16 protein-coding genes and 1 pseudogene are annotated in these 18,382 nt (G+C 72.5%); 6 read left to right on the forward strand and 11 right to left on the reverse strand.

Going from position 1 to position 18,382, the window contains the following annotated elements:
- Window positions 1-114 precede the first annotated feature (114 nt).
- Both B0675_RS07745 and B0675_RS07750 read left to right on the forward strand, forming a co-directional pair.
- Window positions 115-1,224 (forward strand): NlpC/P60 family protein, encoded by a 1,110-nt coding sequence (locus tag B0675_RS07745; protein WP_081218060.1) that lies wholly within the window; start codon window positions 115-117, stop codon window positions 1,222-1,224.
- A 563-nt stretch (window positions 1,225-1,787) separates the two neighbouring features.
- Window positions 1,788-3,119 (forward strand): response regulator, encoded by a 1,332-nt coding sequence (locus tag B0675_RS07750; RefSeq protein WP_081218063.1) that lies wholly within the window; start codon window positions 1,788-1,790, stop codon window positions 3,117-3,119.
- Window positions 3,120-3,268: 149 nt separating this feature from the next.
- On the opposite strand, the gene B0675_RS07755 is transcribed toward B0675_RS07750, so the two are convergent.
- From B0675_RS07755 to B0675_RS07790, 8 genes are all read right to left on the reverse strand, one after another.
- Window positions 3,269-3,607, reverse strand: coding sequence for a DUF2516 family protein (locus tag B0675_RS07755; protein ID WP_081218065.1), 339 nt, complete (start codon window positions 3,605-3,607; stop codon window positions 3,269-3,271).
- A gap of 115 nt (window positions 3,608-3,722) precedes the next feature.
- The gene (locus tag B0675_RS07760) at window positions 3,723-4,313 is read right to left on the reverse strand and encodes a hypothetical protein (protein ID WP_081218068.1); all 591 of its coding nucleotides are present in this window, start codon (window positions 4,311-4,313) and stop codon (window positions 3,723-3,725) included.
- Window positions 4,314-4,374: 61 nt separating this feature from the next.
- On the reverse strand, window positions 4,375-4,905 hold the full coding sequence (locus B0675_RS07765; RefSeq protein WP_081218070.1) for a helix-turn-helix transcriptional regulator: 531 nt from the start codon (window positions 4,903-4,905) through the stop codon (window positions 4,375-4,377).
- A 115-nt stretch (window positions 4,906-5,020) separates the two neighbouring features.
- Window positions 5,021-5,329, reverse strand: coding sequence for a winged helix-turn-helix transcriptional regulator (locus B0675_RS07770; protein WP_081218071.1), 309 nt, complete (start codon window positions 5,327-5,329; stop codon window positions 5,021-5,023).
- Window positions 5,330-5,376: 47 nt separating this feature from the next.
- Entirely contained in the window at window positions 5,377-6,315 is a 939-nt protein-coding gene (locus tag B0675_RS07775; protein ID WP_081221657.1) for an RNA polymerase sigma-70 factor, read from the reverse strand.
- A 5-nt stretch (window positions 6,316-6,320) separates the two neighbouring features.
- Window positions 6,321-7,259 (reverse strand): NAD(P)-dependent oxidoreductase, encoded by a 939-nt coding sequence (locus tag B0675_RS07780; protein ID WP_206602730.1) that lies wholly within the window; start codon window positions 7,257-7,259, stop codon window positions 6,321-6,323.
- Window positions 7,260-7,527: 268 nt separating this feature from the next.
- Window positions 7,528-8,076: a GNAT family protein gene (locus B0675_RS07785; protein ID WP_081218074.1), complete on the reverse strand. Its 549-nt coding sequence runs from the start codon at window positions 8,074-8,076 to the stop codon at window positions 7,528-7,530.
- A 107-nt stretch (window positions 8,077-8,183) separates the two neighbouring features.
- Window positions 8,184-8,954 carry an NAD(P)H-binding protein gene (locus tag B0675_RS07790; RefSeq protein WP_241539913.1) on the reverse strand — a complete coding sequence of 257 codons (771 nt, stop codon included), beginning with the start codon at window positions 8,952-8,954 and terminating at the stop codon, window positions 8,184-8,186.
- A 179-nt stretch (window positions 8,955-9,133) separates the two neighbouring features.
- Here B0675_RS07790 and B0675_RS07795 point away from each other — a divergent pair, with 179 nt between their 5' ends.
- The 3 genes and pseudogenes from B0675_RS07795 (at window position 9,134) to B0675_RS07805 (ending at window position 12,028) form a co-directional block, all read left to right on the forward strand.
- Window positions 9,134-10,021, forward strand: coding sequence for a sigma-70 family RNA polymerase sigma factor (locus B0675_RS07795; protein WP_081218080.1), 888 nt, complete (start codon window positions 9,134-9,136; stop codon window positions 10,019-10,021).
- A gap of 485 nt (window positions 10,022-10,506) precedes the next feature.
- Window positions 10,507-11,360 (forward strand): annotated as a pseudogene (locus tag B0675_RS07800) (nitroreductase/quinone reductase family protein).
- Window positions 11,357-12,028 (forward strand): SDR family NAD(P)-dependent oxidoreductase, encoded by a 672-nt coding sequence (locus tag B0675_RS07805; protein ID WP_081218082.1) that lies wholly within the window; start codon window positions 11,357-11,359, stop codon window positions 12,026-12,028. Before B0675_RS07800 ends, B0675_RS07805 begins: the two are co-directional and overlap by 4 nt.
- A gap of 130 nt (window positions 12,029-12,158) precedes the next feature.
- Here B0675_RS07805 and B0675_RS07810 read toward each other — a convergent pair whose 3' ends face one another.
- The gene (locus B0675_RS07810; RefSeq protein ID WP_081218085.1) at window positions 12,159-14,255 is read right to left on the reverse strand and encodes an AAA family ATPase; all 2,097 of its coding nucleotides are present in this window, start codon (window positions 14,253-14,255) and stop codon (window positions 12,159-12,161) included.
- Between the two features lie 77 nt (window positions 14,256-14,332).
- Entirely contained in the window at window positions 14,333-14,962 is a 630-nt protein-coding gene (locus B0675_RS07815) for a TetR/AcrR family transcriptional regulator (protein WP_081221659.1), read from the reverse strand.
- Between the two features lie 143 nt (window positions 14,963-15,105).
- Here B0675_RS07815 and B0675_RS07820 point away from each other — a divergent pair, with 143 nt between their 5' ends.
- Complete coding sequence (locus B0675_RS07820; RefSeq protein WP_081218088.1) at window positions 15,106-16,089, forward strand: zinc-binding dehydrogenase; 984 nt, start codon at window positions 15,106-15,108, stop codon at window positions 16,087-16,089.
- 43 nt (window positions 16,090-16,132) lie between these two features.
- Here the strand turns inward: B0675_RS07820 and B0675_RS07825 are convergent, their stop codons facing one another.
- Window positions 16,133-18,265 (reverse strand): aminoglycoside phosphotransferase family protein, encoded by a 2,133-nt coding sequence (locus tag B0675_RS07825; protein WP_081221660.1) that lies wholly within the window; start codon window positions 18,263-18,265, stop codon window positions 16,133-16,135.
- Window positions 18,266-18,382 lie beyond the last annotated feature (117 nt).

Consider the following 18,382-nt stretch of genomic DNA (forward strand, 5'->3'; position numbering starts at 1 on the left):
CGGGGCTGGTGGGAAGGGAGTTCTTGCCCGGCTCTGTCGCATTGCGCGCCGCCATGGCACGATCCCCGAGGCGTCCGGAAGTTACTGACGGTAAATCAGGTAGGGGGCGGAGCAATGGGATCCGGCAAGCGGAGCCTGACCACGGCGACACTGTTCCTGGCCTGCGCGTGTGCCTGCGCGGTCCTGGCGGCACCAGGAGTGGCGTACGCGAGCCCGGCACCGAAACCGACGACCACCGGCACCCCGACCGCCCCACCGGCTCCGACGGCGACACCGAAGCCGGTGAGCACCAAGGAACTCGAGGCGGTCCGCCTCAAGCTCGACAAGCTCTACCACGACGCCGCCGTCGCCACCGACGCGTACAACGCGGCGGAGGAGAAGACCGAGAAGCAGTCGGCCGAGATCGTCGACCTGGCCCGGGAGATCGTCAAGGGCCAGGCGAAGCTGGACGAGTTGAAGGACCGCGCGGGCGCCGCGGCCCGCGCGCAGTACCGCGGCGGCAGCCTGCCCCCCGAGGCCCGGCTGTGGCTGAGCGACAACCCGCAAGGCTTCCTCGACGGCGCGGGCCGCGTGCGGGCGGGCGAGCACGCGACCAAGGGCCTGCTGGACGAGATGGCGCGCACCCAGCAGGACCTGAAGCAGTACGAGAAGGACGCCTCGGCGCAGTGGAAGAAGCTGGAGGCCAACCGCGAGGCCAGGGCCGAAGCCAAGAAGAAGATCACCAAGCGGATCGCCGCCGCCGAGCAGTTGGAGTCCCAGCTGGAGAAGAAGGAGAAGGAGCGGCTGGCGAAGCTGGAGGAACAGGCCGCGTACCAGGCGCAGTCGGTCTGGCTCGGCTCCGGCGTCCTCGCGGAGATCAAGAGCAAGGCGTCCGCGGAGGGCAGGAAGGCCGTGAAGTACGCGACGGACCAGATCGGCAAGCCGTACGTGTGGGGCGCCGAGGGGCCGGGCTCGTTCGACTGCTCGGGCCTCACCTCGCAGGCCTGGGCCAGCGCAGGCCACCCCATCCCCCGCACCTCGCAGGAGCAGTGGAAGCAGCTCAAGCACGTCGCGGTCCAGGACATGCGCCCCGGCGACCTCGTCATCTACTTCGACGACGCCAGCCACGTCGGGATGTACATAGGCGACGGCGCCATCGTGCACGCCCCCCGGCCCGGCCGGAACGTGACGATCACCGGGGCCGGTTCGATGCAGATCCTGGGCGTCGTACGACCGGACGCGTAGGGCGGCACCGCGGCCTCGGGTGCCCGGCGGGGCGGTCCTCGCGTGACGCCGCGCGAAACGGCGCGTGCGACACGGCTGGACACGCCTCGCACGACGCGGCCTCGGGGCTTCGGCGGCTGGGCGGCTGGGCGGCTGGGCGGCTGGGCGGCTGGGCGGCTGGGCGGCTGGGCGCAGTGTGCGTGACGCAGGGCACGTGAGCTGCCGCACCCGAGGTCCGTGCGCGAGGTCCGTGCGCGATGCGCGCACCCGGTGCCGACGCGGGACCTCTGCACACGGTCCGTCACGCGCGCCCGTCGGCGCGCCCGTCGCCAGTGACCCACCGCACGTGACCCACCGCACCGTTGCGCCCGCCCCCTGTCCCCGAGGACGTGACCTTCGTCATCCCTGGCGGGAGCGCGTCCTGTCCAAATGCGGTACGGGATGCGGCATATGACGCTGGCCCTTTGCCCCGCGCCGTGCCGTGCGCCATTCCGTTGCGGCACCGACGGGCGCTATGGTCCCCGTCGGTGGGTCGAGGTCCTTCGCCCCACCACGCCCTCGGGGGGAGGGAAGGAACCCAGACGATGCCCGTACCCGTACCGCGGCAGAGAGCGATCCCGGCCGTGGAAAGTGGTCAGGCTCAAGCCGTGTTCTCACCCGGCGGCCCATCCGGAGACACAACCGGCGGCCTCGCCGGGACAGCACCGGCGCCCCGTGCCGCCACGACCCCGGTCGACAGCACCACCAATCTCACCCTCCTGGTCATCGAGGACGACCCGGCGGGTGCCCTCGGCGTACCCGAAATGCTCGACGCGGCCGGCAGGCCGATCCGGATCCGCACCGCCCGCAACCTCACCGAGGCCGAGCGGCTGCTCACCCATGACGTCCACTGCATCCTGCTCGACCTGGCGCTGCCCGCCCCGGGACGCACGACGGACGTCGCGGACGAGCTGGCGACCCTCAAGCACGTCCTGGAGCTCGCGCCCCGGCACGCCGTCCTCGCGCTCACCGCGTCCGGCGACACCGAGACCGGCGCGGAGGCCGTCCGGGTCGGCGCGCAGGACTACCTCTTCCGTGACGAGCTGGACAGCCGACTGCTGAGCCGCGCGATCCGGTACGCGGTGGAGCGGAAACGTTCCGACAAGGCGGAGCGACGACTCACCGAGTCACGGCTGCGCGCCCAGGAGAACGCCCGGCTGGAGCGCGGCCTGCTGCCGACTCCGCTGCTGGAGGGCTCCTCGCTGCGGTTCGCCGCCCGCTACCGCCCGGGCCGTTCCCGCGCCCTGCTCGGCGGCGACTTCTACGACACGGTGCGCACGGCCGACGGCACGGTGCACGCCATGATCGGCGACGTCTGCGGGCACGGGCCCGACGAGGCGGCGCTCGGCGTGGAACTGCGCATCGCCTGGCGCGCGCTGACCTTCGCGGGGCTGTGCGGTGACGAACTGCTCTCGACGCTCCAGCAGGTCCTGGAGCACGAGCGGGAGAGCGACGAGATCTTCGCGACGCTGTGCACGGTGGACATCGCGCCGGACGGCCGCCGTGCCGGGCTCTGCCTGGCCGGTCACCCGTCGCCGCTGATCGCCCGCCCGGGCCGCCCCGCGGAGCTGCTGCCGTACGAGAACAACGGCCCCGCCCTCGGCCTGCTGCCCAACGCCCGCTGGCCGCGCATGCAGGTGGAACTGGGTGCCGCGTGGAGCCTGATGCTCTACACCGACGGTCTGATCGAGGGCCACACCGGCGTCGGCAACGAACGCCTGGGCCAGGACGGCATGGTGGACATGGTCCGCCGCCAGCTCGCCCAGGGCCTGGAGGGCGAGGAGCTGCTGCGCGCCGCGGTGAGCGAGGTTCGCGAGCTCAACGGCGGGGAGCTGGCGGACGACGTGGCCGTCCTGCTGCTCGACCGGAAGCCGTAGCCCGAGCAGTAGCCGTAGCCCCAGTCGTAGCCGGGACGCGTCGCGCGGCGGCACGGGGAATGCAGCCACATGGCCCACTGCCCTGCCGCCGGTGTCCGGCGGCAGGGCAGTGGGCCATGTGCAGTGGCAGTGAGCAGTGAGCAGTGCCTCTAGCGTCCGCCGTTGTAGGGGCCGTACGGGCCGTCGCTGCTGCTTCCGCCGCGGCGGCCGCGGCCTCCTCCGGAGACCTGGCGCAGCGCGGGACGGACGTCGACGAAGAAGACGATCGTGGCGATCAGGCCCGCGATCTGCAGGAACAGCATGGGAACCAGCAGGTTCACGGCGACCGTGACGCCGAGGATGATCAGCCAGAACATCTTGTTCTGCTTCTCCGCGGCGCGGTAGGCGTCGTCGCGGGCGACCGCGGCCATCACCAGCGCCACCACAGCGAGCACCAGCATGGCCGTGAAGATCAGCCACATGAGGCCGCCGAATGCCGTCATCAGCACAATGCCCACCGCCCGGGTCTAGTCGTCGTGTGGCAAACCGTACCCGGAGAACGGGTCGGTGAGTCCGAGAGTGCCCGGCCCGTCCGAGGACGTGCCGGGCACGGACACCACTCGCCTACTTGGCGGGCGGGGTGGTCTTCTTGGCGGCCGGCTTGCGGGCCGCGGGGGCCTTCTTCGCCGGAGCCTTCTTGGCGGGCGTGGCGTCGGCCACGACCACCGGCTTGGGCTGGGTCTTGATCTCGCCCGGCTCGGCGTTCGGCTCCACCGCGATCGCGAAGTCCTCGATCTCCTCGGCGGCCTCACCGCGCCAGGTGCGCACGGTCAGCTCGCCGTGCTCGGCGACCTTCTCGTACGTCTCCCGGGCCTTGACGGCGTACTCGGCGGCGACGCCGACTCCGCGCAGGGCGAAGTCCTGGGCGGACTCACCGAGCTTCTTCAGGTCGGTGTCGAGGGAGTTGATGAACTCCGTCACCTTCGTCTGCAGGTTCTCCTGCGCCTCCTTGGCGCGGGCGGAGGCCTTCTCCTGCACGGTGTTCGGGTCGATGCTCTTCACCGTGTCGATGCGCGCCGGCGCCTCGGTGCGGATCTGCTCCACCAGGCCGGGGACCTTCTTCGCCTGCTGCACGGCGAGGTCGGCGGTGCCGGCCAGGAAGTAGAGCGGGGTGGGGTCGGTGGCGGCCTTGCGGATGTCGTCGGTGATGGCCATGACGGTGGTCCTCCCGTGAATCGCTGTCAGCTGAGGGTTTTCGTGGTCCGCACGCAGGTGGTCAACTGGCGTTCTGCTGCGGACCGGCATCGTTGCCGTCGGCCGTGCGGGGGCCGCGGACGGCGGTGTCCGGTGCAGGCTGGGCGCCCGGTATGTCCTGAGCCGCGGGCACGCCGGTGCCGGGGTCCTCGTCGGTCCCGGGCACCTCGGTGTCGTGAGCGGTCTCGTCCGCCGTCGTGATCTCGAATCCGTTCTCCTTGCGGAAGGACTCGTAGATCTGGAGCAGCACCTGCTTCTGCCGCTCGTTCAGCGTGGGATCGGCGAGGATGACGGCACGCGTCTCCACCTCGTCCCGGTCCCGTTCGGCGTCGAGGATCCCGGCCCGCACGTACAGCGTCTCGGCGGAGATCCGCAGGGCTTTCGCGACCTGCTGGAGCACCTCCGCGCTCGGCTTGCGCAGCCCGCGCTCGATCTGGCTCAGATACGGATTGGACACCCCGGCGGCGTCGGCGAGCTGCCGCAGGGACAACTGCGCGGTGCGCCGCTGTTCCCGCAGATACTCACCAAGATTGCCGACGTTGAGCGATGCCATGGCTCCACCATGCCGCATCTCCGCTAACTTTTGCAAGCAGCCGCTTGCAAAAGTGTGTCTCGGTGCGAGGAGCCGACGGGTCCGGCGGGTGCCCCGCGGGTCGTCGTCGAAACACTCAGCCGTCGAAGCCTCGGCGGGCCGTCCCGATGTCGGCTATGTAGCGGTGGGTCCAGTCGCACATCGCGTCGACCGTCGCCCGGAGCGCGCGGCCCGATTCCGTGAGGGTGTATTCGACCCGGGGCGGCACGGCAGGGTGCACGCGACGCTCGACCAGGCCGTTGCGCTCCAGCAGGCGCAGGTTCTGGGTGAGCATCTTGTGGCTGACGCCCGCCACCTCGTCGCGGAGAACGGTGAACCGGAGCGTCCGCTCGCCCAGGGCCTCGATGATCAGCAACGCCCACTTGGGGCCTGCGGCGGACGAGATGCCTGAGGGGACTGAGCGGCCACCGGGCGGTCACGGCGCCGACCCGCTCACCCCCGCGGTTCCCGCGGTGGCCACTCCCCCGCCTCCCCCGCCTCCGCGGCGAGGGCCCAGGCGTCCGCGACCGGGCCCATGTGGGTGAGCTTGTCGGGGTTCATGACCGAGCGGATCGTCACGATGCGTCCGTCGAGGGTCTCTAGCGACCAGATGCCGACGACCCTGCCGTCCCGGTCGCGCAGGACCGCGCCCGGCAGGCCGTTCACCTCGTGCTGCCGCAGCGTGACCCCGACCCGGTCGAACCCCGGGGCGAACGCGGCGAGCAGCCGGGCCACGTTGTCGGCGCCACTGACGCCGCCCACCAGTTGTGGCGCCTTGCCGCCTCCGTCGCCGACCAACCGCGCGTCGCCGGCGAGCAGTTCCCGCAGCCCGTCGACGTCGCCCTCCCGGAACGCGTCGAAGAAGCGCCCGGCGAGTTCCTCACGTGCTCTGCGGTCGACCTCGAAGCGGGGCCGGCCCGCGTCCATGTGGTGACGCGCCCGTACCGCGAGCTGACGGCAGGCCGCGTCCGAGCGCCCCACGGCGGTGGCGATGTCCCCGAAACCGAACCCGAACACCTCGCGCAGCACGAACACGGCGCGCTCCAGGGGGCTCAGCCGCTCCAGCAGGAGCAGCGCCGCCATCGACAGCGAGTCGGCGAGTTCCGCCGACCGCTCCGGATCCTCGTACGGGTCGTCCAGGAGCGGTTCCGGGAACCAGGGGCCGACGTACTCCTCACGCTTGACCCGGGCCGAGCGCAGGACGTCGATCGAGATCCGGGTGACCACGGCGGCGAGGTAGGCCCGGGCCGACCGGGGCCGGGTCGTGGAGGCCGCCCAGCGCAGCCAGGTCTCCTGGACCGCGTCCTCCGCCTCGGTCACGCTGCCGAGGATCCGGTAGGCGATCGCGAAGAGCAGCGGCCGCAGTTCCTCGAACTCCTCGGTCCGCGTCACCCGCGTCACGTCAGCGCTTCCTCGAACCCGGTCCGCCACGAGGGATGGCCGGGCTGCCAGCCGAGCTCGCGTCTGGCCTTGGCGTTGGAGAAGCCGCGGCCCTCGGTCATCATCACCACGGCCTGGTCCCCCGCGAGCACGCGCGCCAGCCACACGGGGATCCGCATCGGCCGTTTCGCCCCGGCGCACGCGGCCAGGTGCGGCAACCACGCGGAGGCCGGGGCCGGTTCGTCGTCGACGACGTTGAACACACCCGTCACCCGCTGCTCCACGGCGAGGACGGTGGCGCTCGCCGCGTCGTCGAGGTGTACCCATGAACTGTGTCCGGTCCCCCGTCCGACCAGGGGGAACTGCCGCCTGCGCACCAGCTCGACCTGGTCGTCGGTGGCGCCGGGACCGTAGAACGCGCCGTAGCGCAGGACCGCGCCGCCTGCCTTGAGGACGACGTCCTCGACGTGCCGCATCGCGAGCATGCCGCCGTGGGCCGCCGTCCCCTCCATGAGGTCCAGCGGATCGTCCTCCGTCTTCACCCAGCCGCCCTCGCGGATGCCGTTCCAGCTCGCGTAGCCCTGGGCGACGACATGGGAGACACCGGCCGCCTCGGCCGCGGCCAGCAGATGGTCCGTCCCCTCGGTGCGCAGTCGGTTGGTGGTGGCGAACCACCGGTCCGGATGCTTGATGTCGGGCTTGCCCGCGTGGGCCAGGGAGATCGCGGTCATCTGGTGGACGATCGTGTCGGGCCGGGCGCCCGCCACCGCCTCCCCCACGGACACCGCGTCCAGCCCGTCCATCACGACGCCGTCCGCACCGAGCCGCTGCAGCAGACCCAGTTTGGCTGCGCTCGTCGTCGTAGCCGTCACCCGGTGGCCGCGCGCCACGAGCTGCGGCACCAGCCGCTGCCCCAGCACCCCGGTCCCGCCCGCCACGAACACCCGCATGACCATCACCTTCCTGATTTCCACGACCGGCTCTCGTCAGTGGGACGAAACAGCCCCCGGCATCTGTGACATGCCGGGGGCGGAGCCGGGGCGGGGCGGCGCGGGGCGGCGCGTGGATACCCGTGGGAAGCCGTGCAATGTGCAGCGCGCAACGCGCACCGTGCAATACGCACCGTGCAATGTGCGGCGCTCCGCACACCGGTACCGCGGTCGGCGCGAGGCCACCGACGGTGGGCGCGGGGTGTGGCCGTACGGGCTCGGCCGTACGGGTTCGTCAGCGGCCGGCGGCCCACTCCTCGCGCAGGAGGCCGAACTCGACGCTGTCGTACCAGGCGTCCCCCACCCGGACGCTCGACCGGCGGCGCCCCTCCTCGACGAAGCCGACCCGGCGGAAGGCGCGCATGGCGCGTTCGTTGCCGCTCCAGGTGTCCAGCTCGACGCGGTGCAGGCGGCAGGCCCCGAAGAGGTGGCCGACCAGAAGGCTCAGCGCCTCGGTGCCGTAGCCGCCGCCCCAGCGGTCGCGTTCCCCGATCGTGATGCCCACCGTCGCCCGCCCGGCGAACGGGTCCAGGTCGCGGTAGTCCGCCATGCCGATCGCCCGGCCGTCCGCCAGGTCCTCCACGGTGAACGTCAGCTCGCTGCTCGGGTTGTCGCGCAGCCGCGCCTCGTGGAAGGCGGCCATGGCCTCCCTGCTGACGGGTCCGAAGTAGGGGTTGTCGCCGGTGGCCCAGTGCACGACCTCCGGGTCGTTGCGCCACCGGAAGTGAGCGTCGAGGTCCTCGGCGCTCAGCGCCCGCAGTCGTACCAGTCTGCCTTCGATCATGCGGCGATCCTAAGGAGCTGTGCGGCACTGTCCAGCGGGTTTCCCGGCCCGGGCGGCGGTCCCCGGCCGACGCCGGGCGCCCGGGGCGCCCCCGCAGGCCCGCACCGTCAGCCCACCTGCTCGGCCAGGAAGTCCTCCCAGGTCCGCCTCCCGGTGTCGGCGCCGGTGAGCGAGAGGTTGTCGCCCGCGCGGTAGGCGCGTCCCGCGCTGCCCGGGATACGGACCGGCAGCAGCGGGCGGCGGCGCCTGCCACGGGCCAGGGCGTAGCCGTCGGCGAGTTCGGCGAGCGCGTAGACCTTCGGTCCCGCTAGGTCGGCGACCAGACCGGACGGGCTGCCGAGGGTGAGCTCCGTGATGCGGGCCGCCACGTCGCGGGCGTCCACCGGCTGGAGCCGCAGCCCGCCCGGCGCCGGGAACACCGGCAGTCGGGCCATCCCGGCGACCATCTTCAGGGTCAGTTCGTTGAACTGGGCAGCGCGCAGCGTCGTCCACGGCAGCCCCGACCCGGCGACCGCGCGCTCGGCCTCCCGCTTGGTCCGTAGCCAGGCGAGCGGGACACGGTCGGCGCCGATGACGGAGATGTAGACGAAGTGCCGTACGTCCGCGGCCTGCGCGGCGCGCAGCAGATTGCGGGTCGCGAGGTCGTCGCCCTTGGGGCCGCCCGCGAGGTGCAGGACGGTGCCGGCACCGTCCACCGCGGCCTCGATCTCCTCGTCCCCCGCCTTGAGGAGGTCGACGGCCACCCGCGCGACGCCGTCGTCGGTGTCGCGGGCGTGCCGGCTCAGCACGCGCACCGGGTGCCCGGCCTCGCGCAGCAGGGGGACGACCAGGCTCCCGAGGGTGCCGGTGCCGCCGGTGACGAGGATCGTCGACGGGATGGTGGGGGGCTTGTCGGAGTCGAGGGCGGCGGCGGGGGTGGGCAGATCGGTCGGGTTCGCCGGGTCGGTCGTCATGGCTGCTCCCAGGGTGTGGGGGCCGGGGTCCGAAAACCCGGGCCCCGTCGGCGGGTTCCGGTGTTCTACTGCCCTGACACCCGGGACGAAGGGAATGTGACACGGTGAGCGAGATCGCGTGGTCGGCCGAGCTTTTCGAGGAACAGCGGCCGCGTCTGCGGGCCGTCGCCCATCGGATGCTGGGCTCTCTGAGCGAGGCGGACGACGCCGTCCAGGAAGCCTGGCTGCGGGCCTCCCGCGCCGACACCGACGCCGTCGACAACCTCGCCGGCTGGCTGACGACGATCGTGGCGCGGGTGTGTCTCAACATGCTGCGCGCGCGGGAGCGGCGCCACGAGGAGCCCTTCGACGTACGGGTCGCGGACCGGCCCGTCACCCCCGGGAGCGGTGCCGACCCCGAGGAGGAGGCGGTGCTGGCCGACTCGGTCGGCGTGGCGCTGCTGGTCGTCCTCGACACCCTCACCCCGCCGGAACGGCTCGCGTTCGTGCTGCACGACCTGTTCTCCGTGCCGTTCGACGGGATCGCCCCGCTGCTCGACCGTTCCCCGGCCGCCGTACGCCAGCTCGCGAGCCGGGCACGCCGCCGGGTGAAGGGCGCCTCACCGCTGCCGGAGGCCGAACTGGCCCGGCGGCGCCGTGTCGTCGAGGCGTTCCTGGCCGCCACGCGCGGCGGAGACTTCGAGGCGCTGGTCGCCCTGCTGCATCCCGATGTCGTCCTGCACGCCGACCGCTGCGTCGTCCCGACGCCCGAACCGGTCCTCGTCAGCGGGGCGGCCACGGTCGCGAAGGGCGCGATGGCCGCCACCGGCCGGGCCCGCTTCACCGGCCCTGCCCTCCTCGACGGCACGGTCGGACTCGTCATGGCCCCCTTCGGCCGGCTCGGTCTGGTCCTCGGCTTCGGCTTCGCGCAGGACGGGCTCATCGCCGAGATCAGGGTGGTCGCCGAACCGGACGACCTGCGCCGCATCGAGATCGCCGCCCTCGACACCTGAATTCCCCGTACGTACACCGCGTCACCACTCTCCCCTTTTCCGGCGGATCGAACACCATCGCCGGAAAAGGGGACCGGAAACGGGTATTGCCTTTCCGCGTGCGGAGGCAATACGGTTGCGTCCATGACTGCCGGGTCGGCCTTGCGCCGTAAGCGAGTTGGGTGCCCGGCCTCCGAGTGAGGCCGGCGCGGGCCAGAGGCCCGCCTCCCGCATGTCCCCTTTCCCCAGTGGCTTCCGCCGCGCCCCCGCGTGAGACACGCGCCGCGCCGAGCCGCTGATCTCGTACGACGCCGTGCCCCGCAGGGCTGCCCGCCTCCATAGGCGGTGCCGCACCTGTGCGGAAGCGTGTACGTGCGCCCCCCTGGGCCCCTCGCGCGAAGGCGCGGTCCCGCAGGCGGGCTCTTCTCACCGTCATCACCGCGGACGGCCGGAAAACATTCCGTGCGCGGTAATCCACCCTGCCCGAAAACAAAAGAAAGCCGAGAATGCCCAACCCATTCAACCAACAGGTCATCGATGAATTCCGGGCCCGGGACGGACACGTCGGCGGTCCTTTCGAGGGGGCGCGGCTGATTCTGCTGACGACCCTCGGGGCACGGACCGGTACCCCGCACACGACCCCCCTCGGCTACTACCCCGACGGCGGCGAGCGGCTGCTCGTCATCGGGTCGGCCGGGGCGCGCCGCGCGACCCGGACTGGTTCCGCAACCTCCTCGCGAACCCGCGGGTGACCGTCGAGGACGGGGTCTTCACCTACGAGGCCGAGGCCACCGTGCTCGGACGCGACGAGCGGGACCGGGTCTTCGCCCGTGCTGTCCAGGCCGATCCGGGATGGGCGGACTACCAGGCGAAGACGGACCGGGTCATCCCCGTCGTCGCCCTGCGCGCGCTCCCCAAGGACGGGCCGCCCGACCTCGGCGGCCGCTCCCTGGGCTCGTACCTGAAGGCCGTCCACGACGCCTTCCGGCGTGAACTCGCCCTGATCCGGCGGGAGGTGGCGGAGCAGGGCACGGCGACCCTGGGCGCCCAGCTCCGCGTCAACTGCCTGACCCTCTGCCAGGGCCTGCACAACCACCACACCGGGGAGGATCTCGGCGTCTTCCCCCTCCTCGAAAGCCGCGAACCGGGGACCGCGCCCCTCCTGGAGCGGCTGCGCCGTGAGCACGCGCGGATCGCCGAGCTGCTGGAGGAGCTGCGCGGCGCCGTCGCTCCCGGGGAGACGGACCCGGCACGCGTACGCTCCGAGGTGGACCGCCTCACCGGCGAACTCGAAGCCCATCTGACCTATGAGGAAGAGCAGTTGATCCCACTCCTGGACGGCGCCGGAGCGCCCTCGTGATCGCGCTCGTCACCGGGGCGAACCGCGGAATCGGCCGCGAGGTCGCCCGCCGGCTGGCCGCCGAGGGACACACCGTGTACCTGACGGCCCGGTCCGCCAAGGGCGCCGCCGAGGCGGCCGCGGCCATCGGCGGGCGGGACGTCCGGCCGCTCCGCCTCGACGTCACCTCCGACGACGACGTCACGGCGGCGGCCCGGGACATCGGCGCCCTCGACGTGCTGATCAACAACGCGGCGATCACGTACGACACCTGGCAGCGTGCGGTGAGCGCCGACCTGGATGTCGTGCGCGAGGCGGCGGAGACCAATCTGTACGGGCCCTGGCGGCTGACCCGGGCGCTGCTCCCGCAGCTGCGCGCGAGCGCCCATCCGCGCGTGGTGAACGTCTCCAGCGAGGCGGCGTCCCTCACCAGCATGGGCGGCGGGACCCCCGCCTACTCGGCGTCGAAGGTGGCGCTGAACGCCCTGACGAGGATGTTCGCGGCCGAACTGCGTTCCGACGGGATCCTGGTGAACGCGGTCTGCCCGGGCTGGGTCGCCACCGACATGGGTGGTGCGGGCGGCCGTCCTGTCGCGGAGGGCGCGGCGAGCGTCCTCTGGGCGGCCACCCTCCCCGACGACGGCCCCACCGGCGGTTTCTTCCGCGACGGACGGCCGCTGCCCTGGTGAGACGACCGGGGGACACCGGCGGACACCACCGGGACGGGCCTCATCACCGTCATCAGCGTCATCGGTGCCTTCAGTGCTTTCGGCGTCTTCGGCGTCTTCGGCGTCTTCGGTGCCTGCGGCGCCTGCGGTGTCACCAGGGCAGCGGGCGGGCGTGCACCACGTCGAGCCGCGAGACCGCCCGGGTCAGCACGACGTAGAGCCGGTGCAGTCCGCGTTCCTCCGCCTCGGCGATCGCGGCCGGTTCCACGGCCACGACGTGGTCGTACTCCAGTCCCTTGGTGAGACTCGCGGGCACCACCGCGATCCGGGCGCCGGGTTCGTCGGGACCGGCCGCATCGATCCCCGCCGCCCCGAGCGCCACGCGGACACCCTCGATGTCCGGATCGGCGGCGATCACGCCGATGGAGCCCTCGTGTGCGAGCGCGCCGCGTACCGCCTCGACGGCACCGGCCAGCGGGTCGCCGACCGGCAGGATCCTCAACTCCCCGTCCCGGCGCAGGGATCGGGCGGGCGGCACGCCCACACCGAGTTGTTCCAGCACCTGGTTGGCGAGCCGGACGACGGCCTCGGGGACCCGGAAGCCGACCGTCAGCGGCACGACGACGGCGTCCGGTTTACCGAGGTGGCCGAGGAGTTCGCCCCACTCGCGCGCCGCCCAGGGAGTCGTGCCCTGCGCGAGGTCGCCGAGCACGGTCAGCGATCCGAAGGAGGCCCGCCGGGCGATCGCCCGGCACTCCATCGGTGACAGGTCCTGCGCCTCGTCGACGACCAAGTGGCCGTACCCCTCGGGGTGTTCGACGAGCCCGGCGATCTCGTCGAGGAGGACCAGATCGGCGGCGGACCAGCGCGCGGACTTCCACGAGCGCGGCGGCTTCGCCCACAGCAGCGCCTTGCGCTCCTCGGCGTCGAGCACTCCGTCGGCGGCCCGCTCCAGCGCGTCCGCGTCGGTGAGCAGCCGGGCGAGGAGTTCCTCGGGGCGCACCCGGGGCCACACCGTGTCGACGTACGCGCTGACGGGCCGGGCGCGCGAGATCCGCTGCGCCCAGGCGCTCGACTGCGGACCGGCGCGCAGTTCGGCCTGGGCCCGCACATGGTGCACGACCCGGGTGCGCACCCGCTCCCGCCCGACGGCGTACGGCGGCTCCTCCGCACGGACGCCGTCCACGATGCGCCGCAGCACCCCGACCGGGACCCGCCAGCGGTACGTGCCGTCCGGGACGGCGAGGGAGTCGGCCGGTACGCCGACGTGGCCGTACAGCGCGCGGCGCAGCACCTCGGCCATCCGGGCGTCGTGCTTGACGACCGCGGTGCGCGGCGCGTCCTCGCCGGTGACGGGGCGGTCCGCGATCTCCTCCCCGATCGTCGACTGCCGCACACCGGTCTCACCGAGGGCGGGCAGCACCTCCGCGATGTACGACAGGAACGTCCGGTTCGGGCCGAGGATCAGCAGTCCGCCGCGCCGGATGCGCTGGGGGTGCGTGTAGAGGAGGTACGCGGCCCGGTGCAGGCCGACGGCCGTCTTGCCGGTGCCCGGGGCGCCCTGCACGCAGACCGAGGACGCGAGATCACCCCGGACCAGCTCGTCCTGTTCGGGTTGGATGGTGGCGGCGATGTCCCGCATGGGGCCGACGCGGGGCCGCTCGATCTCCCCGGCGAGGATGCGGCTGACGCCGGGCCCGCCCGCGTCGGCGCCGTCCCCTCGGTCACCCGGCCGGCCCGCGCCGATCGGCTCGTCCTCCAGGCCGGTGAGGTCGGCGGAGTCGCCGCGGCTGCCCGGGGCCCAGCCGAAGCGGCGCCGGACGGCCACGCCCTGCGGGTCGCGGGTGCCCGCCTGGTAGAAGGCCCGCGAGACGGGGGCGCGCCAGTCGACGACGAGGGGCGGGGTGGCGGGTCGTTCACTGATCCGCAGCCGCCCGATGTGGTAGCTCTGCCCGGCGTGGTCGCCGGCCGCGCCGGGCGCGTCCTCGAAGTCCAGCCGGCCGAAGAACAGCGGGCCCTGGGGCAGTTCCCGCAACGCCTTCGCCTGGCTGCGCAGTACGTACCCGAGCACCTCGGCGTCGGCGCCCGAGGCGGAGACGTCCTCACCGGTGACGACCTGTTCCTCGGCGCCGTCGATCATCGCGGCGAGGGCGGCGCGGCAGGTCTCGTGGAAGGCGCGCTCACGGTCGAGGGAGCGGGCGAGCGGAGCGTCGGGGGCTTGCCCGGGGACGGAGTCGGGTGGCGTCATTCCATCCAGCGTAGCCGAATAACGTGACTCAGTAACATTTTTTACCGAGGCAGGCCCGATGGGGTGGGCCGCTCCCGTCAGGCGAGTTCCGGAAGGGCCGCCGCCAGCCGTCCGAAACTCCGCTCGGCGGCGGTCACGGCATCCGGGCGGACCGCGTCCACCGGCTCACCGTCGGCGATCCGCCGCCAGTTCTCCAGGGCGAGGATCCGGCGTACGGCGCTGATCTGCCCGGCGGCGAGCCGCGCTTCGAGCCCGTCGCCCAGGGGCTCGGCGAGCACCGCGGCGAGCGAGGCCTCGGACCGCTCCAGGTATCCGCCGAGACGGGCCACCAGTGCGGGTGTCCCGTAGAGCAGCCGGTGGAACGCGAGGACGGCGGGGTGCGCGCTGAGTCCGGTGACGGGGTCCTCGCGCCGCAGTCCGTCCAGGAAGTGCGCGCGCAGGGCGTCGATCGCGGAGCGCCCGTCCGCGCGGCCCTCCTCGACCACGCGCGCCGCCTCCGTCTCGTGGTCGGCGAAGCGGTGCAGGACGAGGTCCTCCTTGGTGGGGAAGTACCGGAACAGCGTCGGCTTGGAGATCTCGGCGGCTGCCGCGACCTCGGCGACGGACACGGCGTCGAACCCCTTCTCCAGGAAGAGGCCGATCGCGGTCTCGGAGACCTCCTGGTACATGCGCTGCTTCTTGCGTTCACGCAGTCCGGTGTCGCTCATGGCCCCGAGCGTACGCATCGCCGGAGGCCCGCACGCACCCCGCGATCCGGGCGCTTGACCTCAACCGGGCTTGAGGTCGAACACTGATCGCGAGGGGCCACCCCCTCGCCGACGTCCGCGATCACGCCGAGGAGCGACGACTGATGCGAGCTGTACAGGTGAAGGAGTTCGGCGGTCCCGAGGTGCTCGTCACGGTGGAGGCCGCCGATCCGGTGCCGGGGACCGGTGAGGTCCTGATCGAGGTGGCGTACTCCGACACGATCTTCGTGGAGACCCAGATCCGGGCCGGCTGGGGCGGCGAGTTCTTCGACGTGACGCCTCCGTACATCCCGGGCGGCGGGGTCTCGGGGGTGGTCGGCGCCCTCGGGCCCGAGGTCCCCGAGGAGTGGCTCGGCCGCCGGGTGACGGCACTCGTGGAGGGGAGCTACGCCGAACGGGCGGTCGCGCCGGTCACCGCCCTGACCCTCGTGCCGGACGCGCTGGATCTTCCGTCCGCCGCCGCCCTCGTCCACGACGGCGTCACCGCGGCCGGCCTGATCGAACTGACCGGCCTCGGTGCCACGGACCGTGTCCTGATCCTCGGCGCCTCCGGAGGCATGGGCACCCTGCTCGTCCAACTGGCGCACGCCCGCGGGGCACGGGTGGTCGGGGCGGCCCGGGGAGCCGAGAAGCTTTCCCTGGTACGGGAGTTGGGCGCGGACGCGGTCGTCGACGTGACGCTCCCGGGCTGGACGGACACCGCGCGCGCCGCTCTCGGCGGAGGCGCTGGGGGCCGGCCTGAGGCAGCCGACCTGATCCTCGACGGGGTGGGCGGTGAACTCGGCCTGGCCGCCTTCGCGTTGACGGCGGACGGTGGCCGCTTCTCCGCGCACGGGGCACCGACCGGCGGCTTCTCCCCCATCGACCCGGCCGAGGCCCGCCGCCGCGCCGTCACCCTCTTCGGCATCACCGACGTCCAGTTCACCCCCGCCGACCTGCACCGCCACACCACGACGGCGCTGACGGAAGCAGCGGCGGGCCGCCTGCGCCCGGTGATCGGCGAGGTGTTCCCCCTGGACCGAGCAGCCGAGGCCCACGCGGCGGTGGAGGGGCGGGCGGTGCTGGGGAAGGTGGTGCTGAGGGTGTGAGCCCGACCGGGCGTCGGACCCGTCGGCGCCGACCGACGAAGGCTCACGTCCCAGGCTTGGGTCCGGCCCGTCGCGCGCCGCCGCGGTCGCCGTGCGGCAGCGCGCGGGCGAGATAGGGGTTCGCGGTCGAGCGGACCGGAAGTCCGAGCGAGGCGGTGGCCGCCTCCAGGGTCATCGCGTACGAGTCGACCGCCCTGAGCACGTTCGGGGCGTCGAGACCGGCCCCCGTGACCAGGCGGTCCAGGTCGACGTACGCCGAACGGACGATTTCGATCCACCGGTAGACCAGCCAGTCCTGCGCCCAGTCCTTGGTGTGCGTCCCGGGCAGCGCGCGCTCCCAGCGGCGGAACATGCGGGCGCGGATCTCGGGACGGGTCGGCGTGAGGTGAAGGTGCCTGACCAGGTCGTACAGCGGATCGCCCACCATCGCCATCTCCCAGTCGATGATGGTCAGCGCGAGGGAGTCGTCCCGGCGGACGAGGTTCCACGGGTTCAGGTCGCCGTGCAGCAGACTCGGTTCACGCGAGGTCACCCCGTGGCGGGAGAGGATCTCGCGCAGCCGTCGCGGGCCGGGCAGTCCGAGCACCCGGGCCAGTTGCTGGGACTCCTTGGGCAGCGCCTCGACGAGCAGCACGAGCTGGTTGCTCAGCCACTCGTAGAAACCGCCGTCGCCCGACCAGTCCGGGGCGGTCGGGTCCAGGGCGCCGTAGGCGACCCGGGTCAGCGCACAGAGCTGATCGACGAGACCGTCCGCCTCGTGGGGCAGCAGGCCGTTCACCGGGTGGTCGGGGGGACTGACACCGTCTTTCGGGCCTTCGTAGGTGTGGATGGCGAAGGCGTCCTTGGTGTGGCTCTCGCCCAGGACGAGCACCCTCGGCGCCGTCACGGCGGCACCCGACTCCTCGATGCCCCTGAGGACCGCGTGCTCGCTCAGATAGCCGCGTTCCCGGCGAGAGACCGATTCCGCCTTGCGTCGCACGACGACCGGAAATCCGACTCCCGGTACCCGCACGACCGTGTTGAGGTGGGCGGTTCCCTTGAACACGAGGTTGGCGGGAGCCGCGCCCTCGGCGATCAGGGCCTGCCGCACGGCCGAGCGGGGAAAGTCCGGCGGCGCGGTGAGCCGGTCGTCCGCCTTCCAGGAAAGGGCGGTGACCACGCGCCGGTCGCGCCGGGCGGCCTGCCAGCGGACGAGGACCCGCTCGATCTCGGCCTCGTCCGGGACGTGGCGCAGCCTGAGCGGTTCGGCCGCCGCCGTGAGGGCGGCGCTCACGGACGCCGTCGCCTCGTCCAGGCTCTTCTGGTCGTTCGCGTTCTCCAGGGACTTGGCGGCCCGCATCACATCGGGGTAGACCGACTGGGCCCGCTCGAACGACACGTAGTGGCCCAGATCGCGGGCGAGGCCGCTCGCCGCCGCGGGCCGGGTGTCCTGGATGGACCGTGCCCACGCGTCGATCACCTCTGTCCACTGGAACTCCGGATACCGCATCCGGACCAGGTGCGTGGCCAGATCGTGCAGCGGGTCGCCGTACGTCGCCAGCTCCCAGTCCACGCAGATCAGGGGCGGTTCCCCGCCGAAGGTGACGATCACGTTGTCGCGGTGCAGATCCGCGTGGAGGAGGCTGTACGGGCGGCGCGCCATCGTCGGGACCCGCTCGGACAGGCGGATCAGGGCGTCCTCGGGAATCCCCAGGGCGGCGAACAGCCCGCCGAAGTCCGCCCAATTGGGCTGACGAATTTGACGGTCGGCGCATCGGGCAAGCGTCTGCAGGAAGGCCTGACTGTCCTTGTCGTTGGACGGCCAGTCGCCGGGAAGGGGCGGCAGCGCCTCCCTGCGGACCAGGGACATCTGCGCGAGCAACTCGGTCAGTGCCCTGACCAGGAGGCCGTCGACCGGCTTGCCGTTGGGACAGACGGTGGAGAGGGGAACGCCTTCCACATAGCTGTGCACGGCCGAGCCGCGACGACGGGCGAGGCACTCCGGTACGTGCCGCAGGACACCCCGGACGGAGGCGAGGATCTCCGACTCGTGCCGCCATGTCCTGATGACCACCGGCAGTGCCTCGGGCCTGCGGATCCGCACCGTGGCCCGCGTACCCGGCTCCCGTTCCACGCGACGTGCCATCGCCTCCGTCAGGGGCAGCACGTAGTTGCGGTTGTGATGACCACCGCTCATCACTCCGAAGCGTCTCGCCTGTTCCACGAACTCGTCGTAGGCGTCATCGGCGGCACATCGTTCCCAGAAGGCGCGCCTGGGAACGGGAGATGCTCCCACGAGCCACTCCTGTTGATG

Source organism: Streptomyces sp. M41(2017) (assembly GCF_002078175.1).
Lineage (GTDB): Bacteria > Actinomycetota > Actinomycetes > Streptomycetales > Streptomycetaceae > Streptomyces.

Coding starts and splice junctions, on each gene's coding strand:
- B0675_RS07745 (WP_081218060.1), top strand. CDS start 115: ATGGGATCCGGCAAGCGGAGCCTGACCACGGCGACACTGTTCCTGGCC.
- B0675_RS07750 (WP_081218063.1), top strand. CDS start 1,788: ATGCCCGTACCCGTACCGCGGCAGAGAGCGATCCCGGCCGTGGAAAGT.
- B0675_RS07760 (WP_081218068.1), bottom strand. CDS start 4,313: ATGGCCATCACCGACGACATCCGCAAGGCCGCCACCGACCCCACCCCG.
- B0675_RS07765 (WP_081218070.1), bottom strand. CDS start 4,905: ATGGCATCGCTCAACGTCGGCAATCTTGGTGAGTATCTGCGGGAACAG.
- B0675_RS07780 (WP_206602730.1), bottom strand. CDS start 7,259: ATGGTCATGCGGGTGTTCGTGGCGGGCGGGACCGGGGTGCTGGGGCAG.
- B0675_RS07785 (WP_081218074.1), bottom strand. CDS start 8,076: ATGATCGAAGGCAGACTGGTACGACTGCGGGCGCTGAGCGCCGAGGAC.
- B0675_RS07810 (WP_081218085.1), bottom strand. CDS start 14,255: ATGACGCCACCCGACTCCGTCCCCGGGCAAGCCCCCGACGCTCCGCTC.
- B0675_RS07815 (WP_081221659.1), bottom strand. CDS start 14,962: ATGAGCGACACCGGACTGCGTGAACGCAAGAAGCAGCGCATGTACCAG.
- B0675_RS07820 (WP_081218088.1), top strand. CDS start 15,106: ATGCGAGCTGTACAGGTGAAGGAGTTCGGCGGTCCCGAGGTGCTCGTC.
- B0675_RS07825 (WP_081221660.1), bottom strand. CDS start 18,265: ATGAGCGGTGGTCATCACAACCGCAACTACGTGCTGCCCCTGACGGAG.